Below are 17,967 nucleotides of genomic sequence, written 5' to 3' on the forward strand. Positions count from 1 at the left end.
ACGGCGATCCCTGCGCTTCGACGGCGTCGAGTCGCACGCATTCCTGAGCCACCCCCCGAGATGTATGCCTCCAGTGAAGCACACCGCTCCTGTGGAACCTGCGAACCTAGGGTGGACGCATGACACACGCTTTCGACGCCGACGCCATCTCGGGTGTGCTCGGTCACATGAACGACGCTCACCGCGCCGACAATCTCCTCATCGTGCGCGCGTTCGGCGAACCGGATGCCGCGGCGGCGACGATGACGTTCTTCGACGGCGATGGCGGGGATTGGCAGGCGATTCGGGCCGACGGCGGCACCCGGGAGCTCCGAGTGGCCTGGCCCGGCGGCCCGATCACGGAGCGTCGCGAGGTGCGCCGGGAGATCGTCGCGCTCTACGACGCCGCCTGCGAGCGCCTCGGTGTGGAGCCGCGCCCGCATGACTGAGCGTTACGAAGTCGTTAAGAGCTCGACGAAGAACCTTCAGGTTAGCTGTACCTAAGTGCTATCGTCGGGCCATGCTCGAACCGATCCCGTTCTCGACCGCTCTGCGCGAGCGGTCCAGCTCTGCGCACTCCGGCAGCGAAGGCGCCGGCTTCATGTCCGACCTCATGCGCGGCAAGGGCACGCGCGACGACTACGTCGCCCTGGTCGCGCAGCACTGGTTCATCTACGCAGCGCTCGAGTGCGCGGCATCCCGCATGGCGGCCGACCCGGTCGCCGCTCCGTTCATCAGCGAGAAGCTCACCCGGCTTCCCGCCCTCGAGGCCGACCTCGAGTTCCTCATCGGCCCGGACTGGCGCGAGCGGATCACTCCGCTGCCGACCACCGAGCGGTATGTCTCCCGCATCGACGAGGTCGGGGCCACCTGGGCCGGCGGCTTCGTCGCGCATCACTACACCCGGTACCTGGGCGACCTGTCGGGCGGGCTGTTCATCGGCAAGCTCATGGCCCGCCAGTTCGGGTTCGAGACCAACGGCATCGGGTTCTACATCTTCGGCGACATCGCCGATCCGGCCGCCTTCAAAGAGCGCTATCGCGAGCAGCTCGATGCCGCGCCGTGGGACGAGGCCGAGCAGCAGCGGGTGATCGACGAGGTGCTCGTCGCCTACCAGTTCAACACCGACCTGTTCACCGACCTCGCGCGGGCGAAGGACGCGGCCGCAGCGGCATCCGGGGCCTCCGTCGTGGCGTGACCCTGCCGGTCACATGCCGGCCGCGCGGACGGCGGCCATGAACCGCCGTACGTCGTGATCGACCAGGATGTCGCTCGGCCGGAGCGGCCGCGACAGGTAGAGCCCGTCGAGCGAGGTCAGGCGTGAGAGCGCCACGTAGGTCTGCCCCGGCGCGAAGGCACCCGATCCGAGGTCGACGATCGCGCGGTCGTAGGTCTTGCCCTGAGACTTGTGGATCGTCACAGCCCACGCCAGCCGCAGCGGGAACTGCGTGAACTCCGCGACGATCTCGCGCGTCAGCTTGCGCGAGCCGGGATCGTAGGCGTAGCGGAACCTCTCCCACACCGCGGGCTCGACGTCGTGCTCCTCGCCGTCGAGCTCGACGCGCACCGACGACCCCGCGATGCGGGTGACGGTGCCGATCGAGCCGTTCACCCAGCGGGGGCCGTCGCCGGCGTACCCCGCGACGTCGTTGCGGAGGAACATCACCTGCGCACCGACCTTCAGCTGCAGCTCGGGGTCGGCCGGGTACGACGTCTCGCCGCGGCCGAAGTCGCCGCTCACGTCGGCCTTCGCCGTCTGCACCGGGCCGGTGAGCGCGTCGAGGTGACGCTGGTTGATGCGGTTGACGGCGTCGTTGCGCGTGGCGAGCGTGATCACGGGAGGCTCGTCGCCGGTGGGCGGCGGCGGCGTGCGGGCTCCCGCCGCATTGAGCGCCGCGGCGATGTCGGCCGTGACGACGCCGTACCGCACGGCGTTCAGCATCTCCTTGAAGCCCGGGTCGGCCTGACGGTGGATCTCCCCCAGCTCCGCGATGTGCAGCGGGGCGCCGACCCGTCCGAGATCGAGCAGTCCGTCCGAGCGGATGGCGCCGGCCTCCGCCTTGGGCCCCGCCCACACCTGCGCGTCGAAGAACCAGAACGACCGGTAGTGGTCGCGGATGTATTTCAGCTCGTCGCCGCGGGGCGGCACCGGCGACAGCTGATACGGATCACCGAACATGACGATCTGCACACCGCCGAACGCCTCGGAGCGCCGTCGGCGCGCCTGCCGGAGCGACCGGTCGATCGCATCCATCACGTCGGCGTTGACCATCGAGATCTCGTCGATGACGAGCGTGTCGATCGCGTTCAGGATGCGGCGGGTCGGCTCGGACTGCTCCAGCTCGCTGTCGGCGACGAGACCGATCGGCAGCCGGAAGAGGGAGTGGATCGTCTGCCCCTCGACGTTGAGTGCGGCGACCCCCGTCGGCGCGCAGATCGCGATCTGCTTGTCGGTGTTCCACGCCAGGTGCTGCAGCAGCGTCGACTTGCCGGTGCCCGCGCGTCCGGTGACGAAGACGTGGTCTCGGGTCGTCTCGATGCGTCGGAACAGCGCCTCCTGCTCAGCGGAGAGAGGCGGCAAGGTCACCGATTCATGGTAGCCACAGGTGAGCCTTCCTAGACTTGTGCTGTGCACGAGGCGCAGACGACTCCGGACGCCGCGATCGGCGACGATGAGTCGAGCGCGCCCGAAAGCGTGCGACGAACCGGACAGGGCCGGCGACGGGGCCGGCGACGCCTTGCTTTCGACCTCACCGCGATCGGGCTCCTCTCGGTGCTCGCCCTCGGCGCGCTCGGCGTCGGCGGTGTCGCGGTGTACCGCACGCTCTACAGCCCTGCGGCCTTCGTCGAGCGCTACCTGTCACTGCTGAGCAGCGGCAGCGCCGCCGATGCGCTGCGACTGCCCGGCGTCGCCATGGACTCCGCCGAGCTCGCCGCGGCGGAGCTGCCGTCGACGACATCCGAGGTGCTGCTGCGCCGCGCTGCCCTCGCACCGCTGTCCGAGGTCTCGGTCATCGGTGAGCGCGTCCGCGGCGACGTGACCGAGATCACCGTCACCTACCTCGCGAACGGTCACCGCGGCCGCACGCAGTTCGACGTCGAGCAGGACGGCTGGATCGGCGTCGCCCCGGCCTGGCGCTTCGCGCACAGTCCCCTCTCGGCGATCGACCTCACGGTGCGAGGAGCCACGCGGTTCTCCGTCAACGGCTTCGAGCTCGATACCCGGCAGGTCGCGCCCGAGGGCGTGGATGCCGACCCGCTCGTGCCCGTGTCGATGCTCGTGTTCTCTCCCGGCGCCTACTCCATCTCGGTCGACACCCCGACGGCGCAGACGCCCGGAGTGGCCGTGCTCTCGGATGCCCCGCAGAAATCCGTGCCGGTCGATCTGCAGACCGAGCCCACGCCGGAGTTCATCGAGGTCGTGCAAGACCGCGTCGACGAGTTCCTCGCCTCCTGCGCGACCCAGCAGGTGCTGCAGCCGACGGGATGCCCGTTCGGCTACTTCGTCCGCAACCGTGTCGAGGGCGCCCCGCAGTGGTCGATCGCACAGAACCCCGAGATCGAGGTCGTGCCCGACGGCGCGCAGTGGGCGATCCCGAGCACCCGCGCCGTCGCCCACATCGACGTCGACATCCGCTCCATCTACGACGGACGACTCAACGAGGTTTCGGAGGACGTCGAGTTCTTCCTGACCGGCAAGATCACGATCCTCCCCGACGGCACGGCATCCATCCAGGTGTCGGCCGACCAGGGCTGATCGGCGTCAGCGGCTGCGCGCGGCGTCTCGGCGGGCCAGCTCGGCGAGACGCTCGTTGTACTCGTCGAGCTCGGTGTCGCCGGCCCGATCGACCTGCCGGTCACGGCGGCGCTGCATCCGAGTGTCGGAGCGGCTCCACTGGATCGCGACCGTGATCGCGAGGATCAGCGTCGGGATCTCACCGACCGACCAGGCCACACCGCCGCCGATGTACTGGTCCTCGAGCGGCGTCGGCCCCCACATGCGGCCCATCGAGCCGAACCACTCCGCGGCGAACAGGCCGGACGACATCATGATCGCCATGCCGAAGAAGGCGTGGGTCGCCATGACCGCGATGAGCGTGAGGAGCCGGAAGGGGTAGGGCAGACGGTAGGGCACGGGGTCGATGCCGATGAGCGACAGCACGAACAGGTAGCCCGAGATCAGGAAGTGGGCGACCATCCACTCGTGCCCGATGTGGTCGTACAGCGTCCAGCGGAACAGGTCGGTGTAGTAGAAGACCCAGAGCGAGCCGACGAACATGACCGCGGCGAACGCGGGGTGGGTGACGACGCGCGAGAACGGGGTGTGAACGGCCCAGAGGATCCACTCGCGACCGCCGCGCGAGCCGTCGTCCCGCTTGCGGATCGCGCGTGCGGCCAAGGTCACGGGAGCGCCCGCGACGAGGCACAGCGGGATGGCCATCGAGAGCAGCATGTGCCCGATCATGTGCAGGCTGAACAGGTAGTCCTGGTAGGCGTTGATGGGGCCGCTCGTGACCCATGCCAGCAGGAGCAATCCGAACACCCACAGCACGGTGCGGTACAGCGGCCAGCGGTCGCCTCGTCTGCGCAGGCGCCACACTCCGGCCAGGTAGAAGAAGAGACCGAACCCGACGGCGAAGACCCAGAGCAGGTCGACATCCCACATCGTGAACCAGCGGTCGATCGTCAGCTCGGGAGGCAGGACGGTGCCGGTCAGGATCTGGGCGGGCGTCTGCTGCTCGGGGAGGGTCGTGTCGACGGGCGGAGGGGTGCGGGCGAGGGCCGCGGCCGCGCCGCTCGCGATGCCCATGAAGACGATCTCGACGGTCACGAGCAGCCAGAACACCCGGGCGGCGCCCGACGAGGCGAGCTTGGTGATGAGCCGCCCGCGGTACGAGGCGCCCAGCACGCCCATGGCGACGAGCGCGACGACCTTGATCAGCAGTAGCGCCCCGTAGGGAGAGAACAGGTTGGCGGGCGAGAGGATCGCGACGGCGGCGCGGACCGTTCCCGAGACCGCGACCACGATGAAGGCCGCGAGGGCGATGCTGGAGTACCGGGACACGACGGCGACCATGTCGGCACGGTCGACGACGGGCCGGATGATCACGAGAAGCAGCAGACCGCCGAGCCAGACGGCGGCGGCGACGATGTGCAGGGCCAGCGCGGTCACCGCGATGTTGTGGTTCGCCTCTTCGCCCGAGTGCCCCTGCGTCGCCATCGGGATGAGGGATGCGGCGGCGAGGATGCCGACGATCAGCGTCGAGGTCCAGCCGCGGACGGCGAACGTCAGCACCGTCAGCACCGCGCCCGCGATCGTGGTCAGCAGCCAGGCGCGCCCGGCCTCGGTGTCGACGAGGAACCGGCCGAGCTGCTGGCCGAACTCCGCGCTCGCGCTCGGAGCTGCGCCCAGGAGGTTCAGGAAGGTGAAGAACGCGGTGCCGGCGCTCGCGACGGTGAAGACCGCCGCCGAGATCGACGCGGTGTCGAGGGCCGTGTCGAACGGGCGCTCGCCTGCGCGCAGGGCGAACAGCGCCACGACGAGGGAACCGACCATGCCGGCTGCCGCCAGATTGACGACGAGCTTGATGATCGGCAGGCCCCAGCGCACGACCGGTCCCGGGTCGAGCAGCTGCAGCGGTGCGGCGCCACCTCCGGCCGCGAGGCCGATGAGGACGACGATGAGAGCCGACACAGCGAGGATCGCCGGTCCGGCGAGACGCTGCGCTCGGGATTCCACCCCACCAGCCTACGGCGGCCGGGAGGTCTGAGCCTCTCAGCCGCGAGGTCCCCGGCGGGCGGGGCGGGAACGACGGAGGGAGACGCCTTATCGGCATCCCCCTCCGGTGAATCGTCGTCGATTACTTGACGGCGGCCTTCAGCTTCGAGCCGGCGGTCACCTTGACGCGCTTGCCCGCGGCGATCTTGATCTCCTCGCCGGTCTGCGGGTTGCGGCCGGTGCGAGCGGCGGTGTCGACCTGCTCGAAGGCGATCCAGCCCGGGATCGAGACCTTGCTGCCCTTGGCGACGGCCTCGGAGACGGTCGTGAAGAGCGAGTCGAGCACGCCCGAGACGGCGGCCTGGCTCTGACCGGTGGCGCTGGCGATGCTCGCGACGAGCTCGGTCTTGGTGATGGACTTGTCAGCCATAGGGTTGTCCTCCAGACGGCGGACGACGGACGCGCCGCCGACAGCGTGAGTGGTTCCCGGGGGACTCGCGTCCCACGGTTGGTCGTTCGACCGGTCCCGAATATACGCGGATTCCGCGGAATCTCGCGGATTTACCGGCTTCGGGGGCCGCTTTCACCCGGCGTGTCGCCCGTTTTCGGGGCGCGTGGGACGGATGTGACGTTCGCGGGGGTCAGATCCGCCGGAGGGCGGCGACGACCTCCGCCTCCCAGCGACGCGCGGCGGGAAGCGCTCCGACGAAGATCGGGGTGTCGTGCGTGACGCCGAGGTACCGGGTCGCACTCGCCGCCACGCCGGCGCGGCGAAGCTTCGCGGCATAGGCCGCACCGTCGCCGCGCAACGGGTCGTACTCAGCCGTGAGGATGACCGCCGGCGGCAGGTCGGCGAGCGAATCGGCGCGCATCGGCGACGCGTACGACTCGTGCGCGCGCGAGCGGTCGCCGAGGTACGTGCGGGCGACCGAGACGAGCTCGCGCAGCGCGATGAAGGCCGGGATGCCGAGCGCGTAGGTCGCGCGCAGATCGATGAACCGCCCGGTGAGGTCGGTCACCGGCACCTCGAGGATCTGCACGGCGACCGGCAGCCGCGCACGGTCGCGGTTCATGAGCGTCAGCACGGCGGCGATGTTCCCGCCCGCCGACGACCCCGAGATGCCGACGCGGTCCGGGTCGATGCCGAGCGTCGCCGCCTCGTCGTGCAGCCACTCCCACGCGGCGTACGCCTGCTCGATCTGGGTCGGATAGCGATGCTCGGGCGCGAGCGAGTAGTCGACCGCGATCAGCACGACCCCGGATGCGTCGGCACGGCGTCGGAACGCGGCATCCGCCGTCGGGTAGTCGATGCCGCCGATACGGAACGCCCCGCCGCCGAAGACCAGGCATGCCGGCGCAAGCTCTCCCTCGACCAGGGTGCTCGGACGGTAGACCCGGACGCGCACGTCGGGGTATCCGGCCACGGGGACGACGTGCTCGGACGTGGCGATCCCGGGTCCCGGTGTACCGACCGTGCGGAGCTCCTGGCGGTCCCAGGCGAGCGCCGCCTTGCGGTGACGCTCGCGCGGGGTGAGCGGGCGCTTGCCGCCGGGCTTGACGGGGGCCGGGCTCGGCGTGGCCGCGGGTGCGGTGCCCGGCACGCCCTCGGCGGCGGGAGACCGCGGCATCCGCGGCATCCGCTCGGCCACCGCCGACGTGACCGACCGCCAGGCCTGACGCAGGAGGTACCGCCGGTGCGTGCGCAGCCGCTCGGCGAAGAACGGATCGAGCGGCACGGTCAGTCTCCGTCCGTTCGCCCGGTGCGCTCGAGCTCGCGCAGCCGCCGGAGCTTCGACCACGGCACGAAGACGATCCACATCACCGACGCGATCGCGCCACCCATGATCATCGAGCTGACGTCCATCCTCCGACCGTAGCCGCTGTCACGGACGCCCGTTCCCGTGGACGGCACGGCTCTTCGCCGAGGAGGCGTCGCGCGGGAACGACGAAGCCCCCGGCCCGACGAATCGGGACGGGGGCTTCGGTGCTCTACGCGGGCTGGATTACCAGCTCGCGGCGCTCGACGCGGGCTGGCTTACCAGCTCGACTTGGTCACACCGGGCAGCTCGCCCTTGTGCGCCATGTCGCGGAAGCGAACGCGCGAAATGCCGAACTTCGAGAGGTGGCCACGGGGGCGACCGTCGATGGCGTCACGCTTGCGGATGCGGACCGGCGACGCGTTGCGCGGGAGCTTCTGCAGGCCGACGCGGGCGGCCTCGCGGGCCTCGTCGGTCGCGTTCGGGTCGACGAGGGTCTTCTTCAGCTCGGCACGCTTCTCGGCGTAGCGGGCGACGACCTCTTCACGCTGGTTGTTGCGCGCGATCTTGCTCTTCTTAGCCATGAGATCAGCGCTCCTCTCGGAATTCGACGTGCTTGCGGATCACCGGGTCGTACTTCTTGAGCACGATGCGGTCGGGGTTGTTGCGACGGTTCTTACGCGTCACGTAGGTGTACCCCGTACCGGCGGTCGAACGGAGCTTGATGATCGGACGTACGTCCTGAGCCTTCTTCGCCATTAGAGCTTCACACCCTTCGCGATGAGGTCCTTGACGACCGACTCGATGCCGCGGGCGTCGATGACCTTGATGCCCTTAGCCGACACGTTCAGCGTGATCTTGCGACCGAGCGAAGGAACGTAGTAGGTCTTCTTCTGCACGTTCGGGTCGAAGCGACGCTTCGTCCGGCGGTGCGAGTGCGAGATGTTGTGACCGAAGCCGGGAACTGCTCCGGTCACCTGGCACACTGCTGCCATAGTGATTCTCCTTAGTACCGTGACACCGGACGGTGCCACCCAAGATCCCTTGTCTGCACCCGCGCCTCATCCGGCCGTTTCGGGCCTGTGATGGGGAGTGGGTACGTACTGCGTGCTGGAGTGCGCGCAGACAAACAGTCAGTCTAGCACGCGACGGCGTGTCGCCTTGACCGGGCGACCGGCCGGAGGGGACCCGCGGATGCCGCGTCGGCGGGGTCTGCCATACTGCCGCTATGTCGCCGGAGGTCGAGGCTCCCCTTCGGCGCTGGCTCTTCGACGGACGGTTGCGGCACTATCAGGCCGACGCGCTCGAACGGGTCGACGCCTCCGGCTCCGGTCCGCTGCACATCGTCGCTCCGCCCGGTTCGGGCAAGACGCTGCTCGGGCTCCTGCTCGCGATGCGGCGCGGGACGCGGACCCTCGTCCTCGCCCCGACGATCACCATTCGCGACCAGTGGGCCGCGGAGGCGCGGCGGCTGACCCCCGAGGCCGGCGCCGTCTCGACCACGAGCGAAGCCCCGGGCGAACTGACGGCGCTGACATACCAGTCGCTGAGCGTGCTCGACGGCGAGAATCCCCTCGCAGCGCTCGCCCACGAGCGCTGGCTGCGCGAACTCGAGGCGGACGGGCGGTCGACGGATGCGGCATCCGCCTGGCTCGACGCTCTGCGCTCGGGCAACCACCGCACGTACGCCGCCGGGATAGCCCGGCGCTCGCGCACGCTGCGACGCCGCATCGCCCAGGAGGACCCGGACGCCCTGTCGCGGGCACTGCACCCCAATGCTCGCGCGCTGATCGAGCGCCTCGTCGACCACGGCGTCGACACCGTCGTCCTCGACGAGTGCCATCACCTGCTCGACCACTGGGCGCTCGTCGTCGCGGCTCTGGTGGCAGGGCTGCGCGACGCGGGCAGGTCTCCGCTCGTGGTCGGCCTGACCGCGACGCTCCCCTCGCCCGACGACGGCAACGCCTACGACAACTACACCTCGCTCCTCGGCGAGGTCGACTACGAGGTGCCGATCCCTGCGGTCGTCCGCGAGGGCAACCTCGCCCCGTACCGCGAGTACGTGCGGTTCGTCGAGCCGACGACGGACGAGCTCGCGTTCCTGTCGGGCGCCGCCACCGGCCTCGCGGTACTCATCCGCTCGACCTTCGCCCACGGCGACGGGGCCGCACATCTCATCGGGATGCTCCAGCCTCCGGTCGAGGGCAAGGCCGGCGCGGGTGCGGACGGCGACGCCGAGACGCCGGGGCCGGCGCTCGCTCCCCCGCCGCCGGCCTCATCGGCACGCGCGGCGCCGAACGACGCCGACATCCGCCTCGCACGAGCCTTCGCCGACGATTTCGCGGGCGCCGAGGCTGCGTCGGCGATGCTCGCGACCGTCCATCCCGACCATCCACTCGTCGCACGCCTGCCGACCGCAGCGCGACGAAAGCCGACGACGGAGGAGTCGCTGCGACTGCTGGGCCGTTTCGCGCTCGACCGCGTGCTGCCCGACCCGGCCGCCCGAGACCGGTGGGATCGGATCCGGTCGGCACTCGCCGACTTCGGCTTCTCGCTGACCGACCGTGGCCTGCGCCGCACGCGCGACCCCATCGACACGATGCTGGCGTCATCGCTGTCGAAGGACCGCGCGGTGTGCGACATCCTCCGCCTCGAACGCGACCGGATGGGCACGCGCTTGCGCGCACTGGTCGTGTCCGATTTCCGCGAGCACGGCAACCGCCACGGTGGACTCGTCAGCCGCGCGGGCGCGTTGCGGACCTTCGACGTCCTGGCGACGGATGCCGCGACCGCCGACCTGCGCGGTGCCCTGGTCACCGGATCGACGACGCGCATCGCGACGCGTCACGCCGGTTCGTTGGCTGAAGCGTGGACGGCGGCCCTGGGGGTCGAGGTGGCGACCGCGGCCGTCGCCGAGAATCCGGCGGTGACCGAGATCTCCGCTCCCGGCGTCGGTGCCGCGGGCTTCGTCCGTGCCGCCGCGACCCTGCTGAGCCGCGGCCAGCTCGACGTCGTCGTCGGCACCCGCGGCCTTTTCGGCGAGGGGTGGGACTGTCCCGCGGTGAACACGCTCATCGATCTGTCATCAGTGGCGACAGCCCCCGCGACGCAGCAGCTGCGCGGACGCGCGTTGCGCCTCGACCCGGACTGGCCCGAGAAGGTCGCGCATATCTGGACGGTCACCGCGTTGCTTCCGCCGTCGTCGCCGATCGACGCGGCCCCCGATCTCTCGCGACTGCGGCGCAAGCAGGCGCGCCTGTGGGGCGTGCACCGCGACGATCCCCGCCGCATCGTCCGCGGGCTCGCCGGCGCACTGACGGCCGAGCAGCGACGCCTGCTCGCGCCGGGTTCTCTCCCGTCGGCGGACGAGCTCGATTCCCTGACGGTCGTCGAGCCGCGAGGGCTCTCGCGGGCGTCATGGCAGATCGGAACGGACTACCTGGACCGGGAGTCGACGGAGACCGTGATCGTCCGGCGCGCCGCCGACCCCACCTTCCGAACGCGGCGCCGAGCGGATGCCGTGCTCGGGGCCGGCACGGCAACGGCGGGCATCGTCGCCGCGGCGGCGCTCGCGCTCATGGTCGCCGGCGCGGTCGGCGGGGTCGGCGCGGTCGGCGTGGCCGGGGTCGCGGCCGGGGCTGTGGCGCTGATCGGCGCCATGGCCGCCGGTGCGCCGGTCGCTCGCGCCTGGTGGCGCTCCCGTCGAGCCCACGCTGAGGCGCCGGAGCTGTATCGCCGCATCGCGCGCACCGTCGTGGCCGCATTGCAGCGCGCGGGACGCATCGGCGACGGGGCGACGCCGGAGGTGATCGTCGAGCGGCCGACGGATGCCGGCGGCTTCCAGCACCTCGGACTGCGCCTGACCCATGCCACCCTCGCCGAGCAGCACGTCTTCGCCGGAGCGATGTCGGAGCTGCTCGGACCGATACGCACGCCGCGATTCCTGCTGCAGGTGGATGCCGGCGGCCGATCGCCGCTCGTACGGTGGCTGCTGAAGCGCGCCCGTGTTGGGAGCGGTGCGCGCGGCGGGGGTGGCGCGCAGGGCCGGTCGCAGTTCTTGGCCGTGCCCGCGTCGTTCGGCATGGCCGGCGGGCGTCTGCGCTCCTTCGCGGAGGATTGGCAGCGGACCGTCGGTCCGTGCACGCTCCACTTCGTCGACAGCCCGGAAGCACTCGCCCTCCTGGCAGAGGCGCGTCGCGGGGGCGCGGTGGCGGGCGATCTCGCCGTCATCGAACGCTGGGACTGACGCGGTGGAGCACTCTGGCGCGGTGCACGTTTTGGCGCGGTGGCGGGCTCTCGGGCACGGTGCATTGTCGGGCTGACCGGGCGGGTTCGGTGCCCCGCGCGTCTGTGGAAAGTCGGGGCGCGATGTCGGGGGTTCGTGGCAACATTAGAACATGCATTCGAATGGCGGGCTCGGCAGCGGGATGGGCAGCGACAGCGATGTCGACGCGCTCGCTCAGCTCGTCGCCGATGCCGAGGGCGTTTCGGATGCCGCGCGAGCCGTGCAGATTCGTGAGGTTCGGGTGCTTGCGGCGGCTGGGCTGCTGGCCGAGAAGCAGGCCGCTGGGGCGTCGGAGAAGGTCAAGGCGCGCGAGATGGCGTTGCGGGGCATCGCCGCGGAGCTGGCCGGAGTGTTCGTCGCGACCGACCGCACTTTGCAGCGGCGGATCGACGAAGCGCGGGACCTGGTTGAGAACTACCCGGTGACGATGGCGGCCTGGGAGGACGGGCGGATCGTCCGCGGGCACGTGCGGGTGATCCAGGAAGTCGGGTGCCTCGTGCCCGTGGCGGATCGGGCGGAGTTCGAACGCGTCGCGATCGAGAAGTGCGAGGGGGAGACACCGAACCGGGTGCGAGACGCGCTGCGGATGATCGCGGAGCGGATGCACCCACGGACGTTCACCGAACGGCACGAGGAAGCCGCCGCGGGGCGGGGCGTGTGGGTGCAGGCCGGGGTGGATGGGATGTCGGACCTGATCGCGACCTTGCCGACGGTGATCGCGGACGGGATCGTGGACCGGCTCACGCGGCAGGCGCGGGAGATCATCAACGCACGGACACAGGCTGATGCGGCGGGTGGCGGCGCTGACGCCGACGCCCCTGACGCGCAAGCCGAGGCGCCTGGCGTTCGAGCCGACGCGAACGGCGGCGCCCCCGGCGCCGACACGACGATTCGCGACGGGTCGTCGTTCGTCGACGATGCCCGCACCATCGACCAGGTCCGCGCCGACGTGTTCAGTGACCTCCTCCTGACTGGATCGCCGGCGCTCGACCCGACTGGCACCGGTGACGGGAACGGAACACTGGGCGCGATCCGGGCACACGTGCAGGTCGCCGTCTCCGCGCTCACACTCATGGGGCAAGACGAGGGGCCTGCCGATCTGGCGGGGCGCTCCCCCATCGATGCCGCGACCGCCCGCGAGCTCGCCGGCAACGCGACCTCGTGGGACCGGCTGCTGACCCACCCGGTCACCGGAACCGTCCTCGAATGCGACACCTACCGGCCCACCGCAGGGATGGTCAGGCTGCTGCGAGCCCGCGATCGGCACTGCCGGTTCCCCGGATGCCGACAACCAGCCATCCGCTGCGAACTCGACCACACCATCGCCGCATCCGACGGCGGCGCGACGCACGTGTGCAACCTCGCCAACCTCTGCAAGAGACACCACGACGTCAAACACCACACCCGATGGCACGTCCGACAACTCGCGGGCGGGCGGCTCGTGTGGACATCCCCCACCGGACGGATCTACCGCGAAGACGCACCACCACCCCTCGTCGCCTTCACGGTCGCCGTGAGCGCCGCGAGTCCACCCGATGGACGGGACGATCAACCACCGCCCGGCGCGCTCTCCCCACCACCGCGATCACCGGGTCGCCTCGATACGCCTCCGGGATCCGCGCCGCCGTTCTGACGGGGTCCGCCCCTCACCCCGTGCTGCGGCGACGCACCCCTCGAGGTCACGCCTCGGCGGCGAGCCGCCTTGCCGCGGTGCCCTCACGTCCGGGGTCGTCAGTGCTCCGCGATCAATCGCGCGCGCCACGAGAGCCACGAGAGCACGGCGATCAGCGGGCGGACGATCCGGCCTCTGCGGCTGCTTCGGCGGCACCGCGCCCCCAGCGGAACGGCGAGACCGTCGGGTCACCCGCGATCCAGAATCGCCACGGGAACGCCTCCGTTCCCGCGACACCGGCCACCCCGACGCGCGGGCCCGTGAGAACGTCGCGCTCCGGCTCGTCCCGAAGCAGCAGGCGGGCGACGGCGCCGGCGCGCTCGTGCCCGGAAACAGCGTCGATGCCGTCGTGCGCAGGATGCCGCAGACCGACCGCCTCGCCGAGCCTCCCGGGCCCCCGAGCCAGATCCCGGTGGGTCCGAGCCGCAGCCCGTCGCAGCTGGGCGACATCCGCGCCCTCCACGATCTCCGCGGCGCGCAGCAGCACACCGCCGGCAACCCCGGCCGGCCCGCAGACGACGTTGACGCACGAATGGATGCCGTGACTGAGATAGACGTACAGGTGGCCGGGTTCGCCCCACATCGTGGCGTTGCGCGCGGTCTGACCCATGCGCGCGTGCGACCCGGGGTCGGGCAGGTCTCCCGTATCGCGACCGTGATACGCCTCGACCTCCGTCAGCCGCGCGACGACGCGCGCACCGTCGACTGTGACGACGAGCAGCCCGCCGAGCAGGCGCGGCGCGACCTGCACGGGCAGCGCTGCGAGCTCCTCACGGGTCGCGGGATGGAACCCGGCGCTCACGGCCGCGGCGCGCTCTGGCACCACGAGATGTCGAAACCGGTGAGCGCCGACACCTCCTCGCCGGTGCCGAGGTCGACGATGTGGGTCTGCACGCGTTCAGGCAGCGGTAGCGCATACGCGTCATACGAGTTCGAGACCGCATCGGGCGCGATGAGGAACGCGGCGTACCGGCTGCTCGGCGACACGCACGTGTGCAGCAGCAGGTCATCCGGCGCGACCGTGAACACGTCGCGGGTCGCACCGTCGGCTCCGACGACGGCAGCCGTCGTCGACAGCACCGTGAACCCGTCGAGCCGCGAGAGCACGCGCAGCGTCTCATCCGCGTTGCCGGGCAACGCCGTGACCGACTGGGTCTCGCCGGCTGCGGCATCCGCGGCGCTCAACGGCCGCTCCTCCGCCGTCGCGAGATCGATCGCGACGAGGCCGGTCGCGCGCTGCACGATGGCTTCCGTCGAGCCGCGGGCGATTCCGTCGATCGTGATCGCATTGCCGAGCGAGACCGGCTCGCCTCCGGCAGCTGAAACGAGCGTCAGGGCTCCGTCGAAGCCGAGCAGGAGCACGGCATCCGTCCCCGGCACGAAGCGCCAGTCGTCGACGCGCGCGTCACCGCCGGCGAACTGCAGCTGCGTGGGCTCATCGTCGGCGCTGGCGTCGGCGAGAGACGCGGTGAACAGGGCGCTCTCGAGACCGCCCGCCGACCCGATGCCCGCGTCGGTGTAGGTGTAACCGATGAGGTCGCCGCGGTCGGCGGTCTGCAGGTTGGTCACGAACCCGCGACCCGGCAGGCCGAGCTCGCGCGCGCCCTCGCCGTCGCGGTCCGTGACGATCAGCGTCGAGACGCCCTCGTCATCGGCGGTCACGATCGCGAGATGCGTCGACGTGGCGCGGAAGTCCTCGATGTGCGGATCCGCGAACACCGGCACCGCATTCTCACCGTCGATCCCGGTGCGGAAGATGGTGTCTTCGTCGCCGCCGCGCTGCAGGATGTAGGTCTCGAGCGCCGGCGTCGAGAACGACTCCTCGATCGTCGCCGCCGGCCCTCCGCCGAGGCCCTGCACGCCGTCGATCCGCACGGTGTAGTCGGTCTCGTCCCGCAGCGGCAGGGTGAATCGGATGCCGATCTGCCGCCCCGATGTGTCGACGGTGAACTCCGCGGCCGGCTCGATGTGCACCTGCGCCGGATCGATCTCCTCGAGCGACTGAGTCGTCGTGACGATCAGCCGCGACCCCGCCGATTCGATCCCAGCCCGGGGGTCGACGCTCGTCGCCGTCGCCCGCGGCCCCTGAACGGTCGTCAGCACGCCGCTCGCTCCGCCGACGAGCGCGAGCGCGCCGATCACCGCCGCCATCGCGACGACGAAGCGCCGCGATCGGCGCTCCTGCGTGCGCGCGCGGCGCGAGACCCCGGCCCGTCGATCAGTACTCATAGGGGTCCTCGGGCTCGCCGACGGACTGCACGCCCGTGGCCTCGACGACGAGCGCGCCGTCACGGTCGCGGATCACGCCGGTGACGGTGACCCACTCCCCCGTCGCGGGGATGTCGGCTGTCTCGCCGATGGGGATGCTGGCGGGCTGCGCGTCGATGACGCAGTGGGTGATCACGAGCCGCGTCAGCCCGAAGCCTCCCGCGCTCGACGGAGTCACGAACCCGGTCAGGCTGATCTCGTCGCCTTCGAAGGCCTCCGGATTCGTCGCCGTCGCGAAGACGCTCGCCCACTCGCCGACGCCGAAAGACGAGGTGTCACCGGTCGTCGCGAGCGCGACCGTGTCGGCGCCCTGGAACAGCGGCGGCGTCCCCGTGTCGCGCGATATCGCGAGCTCGGCCGACAGGGTCGCCGGCGGCGTCACGAGGACGACCGCGACGATGCCGGTCGCGAGCAGCCCACCGGTTCCCGCAGCCGCGGACCCCAGTACGAGCCGCCAGTCGGGCCGCGGACGCACGGGTGCGACCGCGGCGCCGGGCGCACTGGTGTCACCGGCGAGAGCAGCGGCATCAGCGAGAGACGCGGCGCGGGCGGCGCGACGGGAGGTCGGCACCGCATCCGACGGCATGTGTTCGTGCTCGTGCGAGTGCTCGTGTTCGTGCGAGTGCTCGCGTCCGTGCCCGTGCAGCTCGCCGTGGTCGTGCCCGTGATCGGCCTCGGCGCCGAGCGGCAGCGCGAAGCTCACGACGGCTCCGATGAGGCCGAGCACCGACATGCCGACGGCGAACCAGGCCGACTCGGGATTGATGTAGAGCCCGATACGGCCCGTGACGGCGAGGGTGACCGTGATCGCGGCGAGCGCGGCGGCGAGCCCGACGCCGAAGAGCCGGGTCAGCAGGGCCGATGACTTAGGCAAGGAGGTTCACCATCCCTCCGACGGCGATCGCGAAGAGGACGACGATCACGACGAGCGCGACGAGCACCCGCGAGCGGAACGTCGTGCGCATGAGCGCGAGCATCTTCACGTCGACGAGCGGGCCGACGAGGAGGAACGCCACGATCGAGCCGGGCGTGAAGGTCGAGGCGAACGACAGGGCGAAGAACGAGTCGACGTTCGAGCAGATCGACACGATCATCGCGAGCAGGATCATCGCGAGGATCGACAGGGCCGGGTTCGACCCGATCGCGAGCAGCGTGTCGCGCGGCACCAGCACCTGGACGGCGCCCGCGATCGCCGAGCCGAGGATCAGCGCCGGCATCACGGCCCGCAGTTCGACCACGAACTGGGCGAGGCTCCGGCGGCCCTTCCCGCCCGGGTCCTCGGCCGCGAGCTCGCAGGCCGCGAGGAACCGATCGGTCAGCAGGCCGTCGGGATCGGGATGCCGCGAGTACAGCCACCCGATGAGGTTCGCGACGGCGTACCCGCCGAGAAGCCGGGCGATGAGGATGCCGTCGTCGAATCCGAACGCCTGGTGGGTCGTGATGATGACGATGGGGTTCACGATCGGCGCCGCGATGAGGAAGGTCATCGTCTCGGGCACCGAGAAACCGCGGATCATGAGGCCGCGCGCGAACGGCAGGTTGCCGCACTCGCAGACGGGGATGAGCATTCCCAGCAGCGAGAGCACGGCCCGGCGAGCCCACGCCCGGCGCGGCATCCAGCGCTCGATGACTCCCGGGGGCACCCACACCTGCACGATGATCGACAGCACGACGCCGAGAAGGACGAACGGCAACGACTCGATGAGCACGCTGAGTCCGAGGGTGACCCCGTCCTGCGCGCGCGTCGGCAGCGCGGGCCCCGGAGTGAGCGCCGCGAGCGCGACGAGGGCGACGACGACGGCCGCACCGATCCCGAGCGCGACGGCGGAACGCGTCGCGGGAGAGGGCGCGAGCCGTGCGGTCTTAGGCCCCGCCACGCTTCTCATCGGCTCGGGCCGCGGAGCACGCGGCGCAGACGCCGAAGATGTCGACGATGTGCTCGGCCTGCGTGAAGCCGTTGGCGGCAGCGGTGCGGTGCGCCCATTCCTCGACATCCGACGCCTGGATCTCGACCGTCAGACCGCAGGACCGGCAGATGAGGTGGTGGTGGTGACCGTCGCTCGAGCATGCCCGGTAGATGGCCTCGCCGTCGGGGCTCTGGAGCTGATCGGCCTCGCCCGAGGCGGCCAGGGTCGCGAGGGCGCGGTAGACCGTCGCCAATCCGATGCCGGTGTTGTCGTCGCGCAGCGACGCGTGAAGGTCCTGGGCCGAGACGAACCCGCGGGCGTCGGACAGCGCCGTGCGCACGCGCTCGCGCTGCCAGGTGTTCCGCTGAGCCATGGCGGCG

At 70.9% G+C, this 17,967-nt stretch carries 18 protein-coding genes; 5 read left to right on the plus strand and 13 right to left on the minus strand.

Features of this window, described 5'->3' with window-relative positions; translation table 11 throughout:
* Nucleotides 1-119 precede the first annotated feature (119 nt).
* Nucleotides 120-428 (plus strand): DUF2470 domain-containing protein, encoded by a 309-nt coding sequence (locus O1W71_RS13170; protein WP_269268299.1) that lies wholly within the window; start codon nt 120-122, stop codon nt 426-428.
* 71 nt (nt 429-499) lie between these two features.
* Nucleotides 500-1,177, plus strand: coding sequence for a biliverdin-producing heme oxygenase (locus O1W71_RS13175; RefSeq protein WP_269268300.1), 678 nt, complete (start codon nt 500-502; stop codon nt 1,175-1,177).
* A 9-nt stretch (nt 1,178-1,186) separates the two neighbouring features.
* On the opposite strand, the gene O1W71_RS13180 is transcribed toward O1W71_RS13175, so the two are convergent.
* Complete coding sequence (locus O1W71_RS13180) at nt 1,187-2,566, minus strand: ATP-dependent DNA helicase (RefSeq protein WP_112617618.1); 1,380 nt, start codon at nt 2,564-2,566, stop codon at nt 1,187-1,189.
* Between the two features lie 42 nt (nt 2,567-2,608).
* Here O1W71_RS13180 and O1W71_RS13185 point away from each other — a divergent pair, with 42 nt between their 5' ends.
* Nucleotides 2,609-3,736, plus strand: a complete 1,128-nt coding sequence (locus tag O1W71_RS13185; RefSeq protein WP_269268302.1) for a hypothetical protein — start codon at nt 2,609-2,611, stop codon at nt 3,734-3,736.
* 6 nt (nt 3,737-3,742) lie between these two features.
* On the opposite strand, the gene O1W71_RS13190 is transcribed toward O1W71_RS13185, so the two are convergent.
* The 7 genes from O1W71_RS13190 to rpmB form a co-directional block, all read right to left on the minus strand.
* Nucleotides 3,743-5,719 carry a cytochrome c oxidase assembly protein gene (locus O1W71_RS13190; protein ID WP_269268303.1) on the minus strand — a complete coding sequence of 659 codons (1,977 nt, stop codon included), beginning with the start codon at nt 5,717-5,719 and terminating at the stop codon, nt 3,743-3,745.
* Between the two features lie 121 nt (nt 5,720-5,840).
* Entirely contained in the window at nt 5,841-6,128 is a 288-nt protein-coding gene (locus O1W71_RS13195; RefSeq protein WP_036304753.1) for an HU family DNA-binding protein, read from the minus strand.
* A gap of 211 nt (nt 6,129-6,339) precedes the next feature.
* On the minus strand, nt 6,340-7,434 hold the full coding sequence (locus O1W71_RS13200; RefSeq protein WP_269268304.1) for an alpha/beta hydrolase: 1,095 nt from the start codon (nt 7,432-7,434) through the stop codon (nt 6,340-6,342).
* 2 nt (nt 7,435-7,436) lie between these two features.
* The gene (locus O1W71_RS13205; protein ID WP_269268305.1) at nt 7,437-7,562 is read right to left on the minus strand and encodes a hypothetical protein; all 126 of its coding nucleotides are present in this window, start codon (nt 7,560-7,562) and stop codon (nt 7,437-7,439) included.
* A gap of 171 nt (nt 7,563-7,733) precedes the next feature.
* Entirely contained in the window at nt 7,734-8,039 is a 306-nt protein-coding gene (gene rpsN, locus O1W71_RS13210; protein ID WP_112617610.1) for a 30S ribosomal protein S14, read from the minus strand.
* A gap of 4 nt (nt 8,040-8,043) precedes the next feature.
* Nucleotides 8,044-8,214, minus strand: coding sequence for a 50S ribosomal protein L33 (gene rpmG / locus O1W71_RS13215; protein ID WP_005051772.1), 171 nt, complete (start codon nt 8,212-8,214; stop codon nt 8,044-8,046).
* Nucleotides 8,214-8,450: a 50S ribosomal protein L28 gene (rpmB, locus tag O1W71_RS13220; protein WP_005051771.1), complete on the minus strand. Its 237-nt coding sequence runs from the start codon at nt 8,448-8,450 to the stop codon at nt 8,214-8,216. Before rpmB ends, rpmG begins: the two co-directional genes overlap by 1 nt.
* A 233-nt stretch (nt 8,451-8,683) precedes the next feature.
* On the opposite strand from rpmB, the gene O1W71_RS13225 reads away from it, so the two are divergent.
* Nucleotides 8,684-11,701: a DEAD/DEAH box helicase family protein gene (locus O1W71_RS13225; protein ID WP_269268306.1), complete on the plus strand. Its 3,018-nt coding sequence runs from the start codon at nt 8,684-8,686 to the stop codon at nt 11,699-11,701.
* Between the two features lie 151 nt (nt 11,702-11,852).
* Nucleotides 11,853-13,373 (plus strand): HNH endonuclease signature motif containing protein, encoded by a 1,521-nt coding sequence (locus tag O1W71_RS13230; protein WP_269268307.1) that lies wholly within the window; start codon nt 11,853-11,855, stop codon nt 13,371-13,373.
* Nucleotides 13,374-13,524: 151 nt separating this feature from the next.
* Here the strand turns inward: O1W71_RS13230 and O1W71_RS13235 are convergent, their stop codons facing one another.
* From O1W71_RS13235 to O1W71_RS13255, 5 genes are read right to left on the minus strand one after another with little or no spacing between them, the layout of a single operon-like run.
* Nucleotides 13,525-14,235 (minus strand): DNA-3-methyladenine glycosylase, encoded by a 711-nt coding sequence (locus O1W71_RS13235; RefSeq protein ID WP_269268308.1) that lies wholly within the window; start codon nt 14,233-14,235, stop codon nt 13,525-13,527.
* On the minus strand, nt 14,211-15,641 hold the full coding sequence (locus tag O1W71_RS13240) for a hypothetical protein (protein ID WP_269268309.1): 1,431 nt from the start codon (nt 15,639-15,641) through the stop codon (nt 14,211-14,213). The genes O1W71_RS13235 and O1W71_RS13240 overlap by 25 nt, the downstream gene beginning before the upstream one ends.
* Nucleotides 15,631-16,554 (minus strand): TIGR03943 family putative permease subunit, encoded by a 924-nt coding sequence (locus O1W71_RS13245; protein WP_269268310.1) that lies wholly within the window; start codon nt 16,552-16,554, stop codon nt 15,631-15,633. Before O1W71_RS13245 ends, O1W71_RS13240 begins: the two co-directional genes overlap by 11 nt.
* Nucleotides 16,547-17,566 carry a permease gene (locus tag O1W71_RS13250; RefSeq protein ID WP_269268311.1) on the minus strand — a complete coding sequence of 340 codons (1,020 nt, stop codon included), beginning with the start codon at nt 17,564-17,566 and terminating at the stop codon, nt 16,547-16,549. Before O1W71_RS13250 ends, O1W71_RS13245 begins: the two co-directional genes overlap by 8 nt.
* Entirely contained in the window at nt 17,544-17,960 is a 417-nt protein-coding gene (locus O1W71_RS13255) for a Fur family transcriptional regulator (RefSeq protein WP_023953689.1), read from the minus strand. The genes O1W71_RS13250 and O1W71_RS13255 overlap by 23 nt, the downstream gene beginning before the upstream one ends.
* Nucleotides 17,961-17,967 lie beyond the last annotated feature (7 nt).

This window comes from Microbacterium sp. H37-C3, assembly GCF_027157935.1.
Lineage (GTDB): Bacteria > Actinomycetota > Actinomycetes > Actinomycetales > Microbacteriaceae > Microbacterium > Microbacterium plantarum.

Excerpts from the sequence above, each read along its gene's own strand:
- rpmG (WP_005051772.1), bottom strand. The coding sequence starts at position 8,214 with ATGGCGAAGAAGGCTCAGGACGTACGTCCGATCATCAAGCTCCGTTCG.
- O1W71_RS13170 (WP_269268299.1), top strand. The coding sequence starts at position 120 with ATGACACACGCTTTCGACGCCGACGCCATCTCGGGTGTGCTCGGTCAC.
- O1W71_RS13240 (WP_269268309.1), bottom strand. The coding sequence starts at position 15,641 with ATGAGTACTGATCGACGGGCCGGGGTCTCGCGCCGCGCGCGCACGCAG.
- O1W71_RS13250 (WP_269268311.1), bottom strand. The coding sequence starts at position 17,566 with ATGAGAAGCGTGGCGGGGCCTAAGACCGCACGGCTCGCGCCCTCTCCC.
- O1W71_RS13195 (WP_036304753.1), bottom strand. The coding sequence starts at position 6,128 with ATGGCTGACAAGTCCATCACCAAGACCGAGCTCGTCGCGAGCATCGCC.
- O1W71_RS13175 (WP_269268300.1), top strand. The coding sequence starts at position 500 with ATGCTCGAACCGATCCCGTTCTCGACCGCTCTGCGCGAGCGGTCCAGC.
- rpmB (WP_005051771.1), bottom strand. The coding sequence starts at position 8,450 with ATGGCAGCAGTGTGCCAGGTGACCGGAGCAGTTCCCGGCTTCGGTCAC.
- O1W71_RS13225 (WP_269268306.1), top strand. The coding sequence starts at position 8,684 with ATGTCGCCGGAGGTCGAGGCTCCCCTTCGGCGCTGGCTCTTCGACGGA.
- O1W71_RS13205 (WP_269268305.1), bottom strand. The coding sequence starts at position 7,562 with ATGGACGTCAGCTCGATGATCATGGGTGGCGCGATCGCGTCGGTGATG.
- O1W71_RS13255 (WP_023953689.1), bottom strand. The coding sequence starts at position 17,960 with ATGGCTCAGCGGAACACCTGGCAGCGCGAGCGCGTGCGCACGGCGCTG.
- O1W71_RS13230 (WP_269268307.1), top strand. The coding sequence starts at position 11,853 with ATGCATTCGAATGGCGGGCTCGGCAGCGGGATGGGCAGCGACAGCGAT.
- rpsN (WP_112617610.1), bottom strand. The coding sequence starts at position 8,039 with ATGGCTAAGAAGAGCAAGATCGCGCGCAACAACCAGCGTGAAGAGGTC.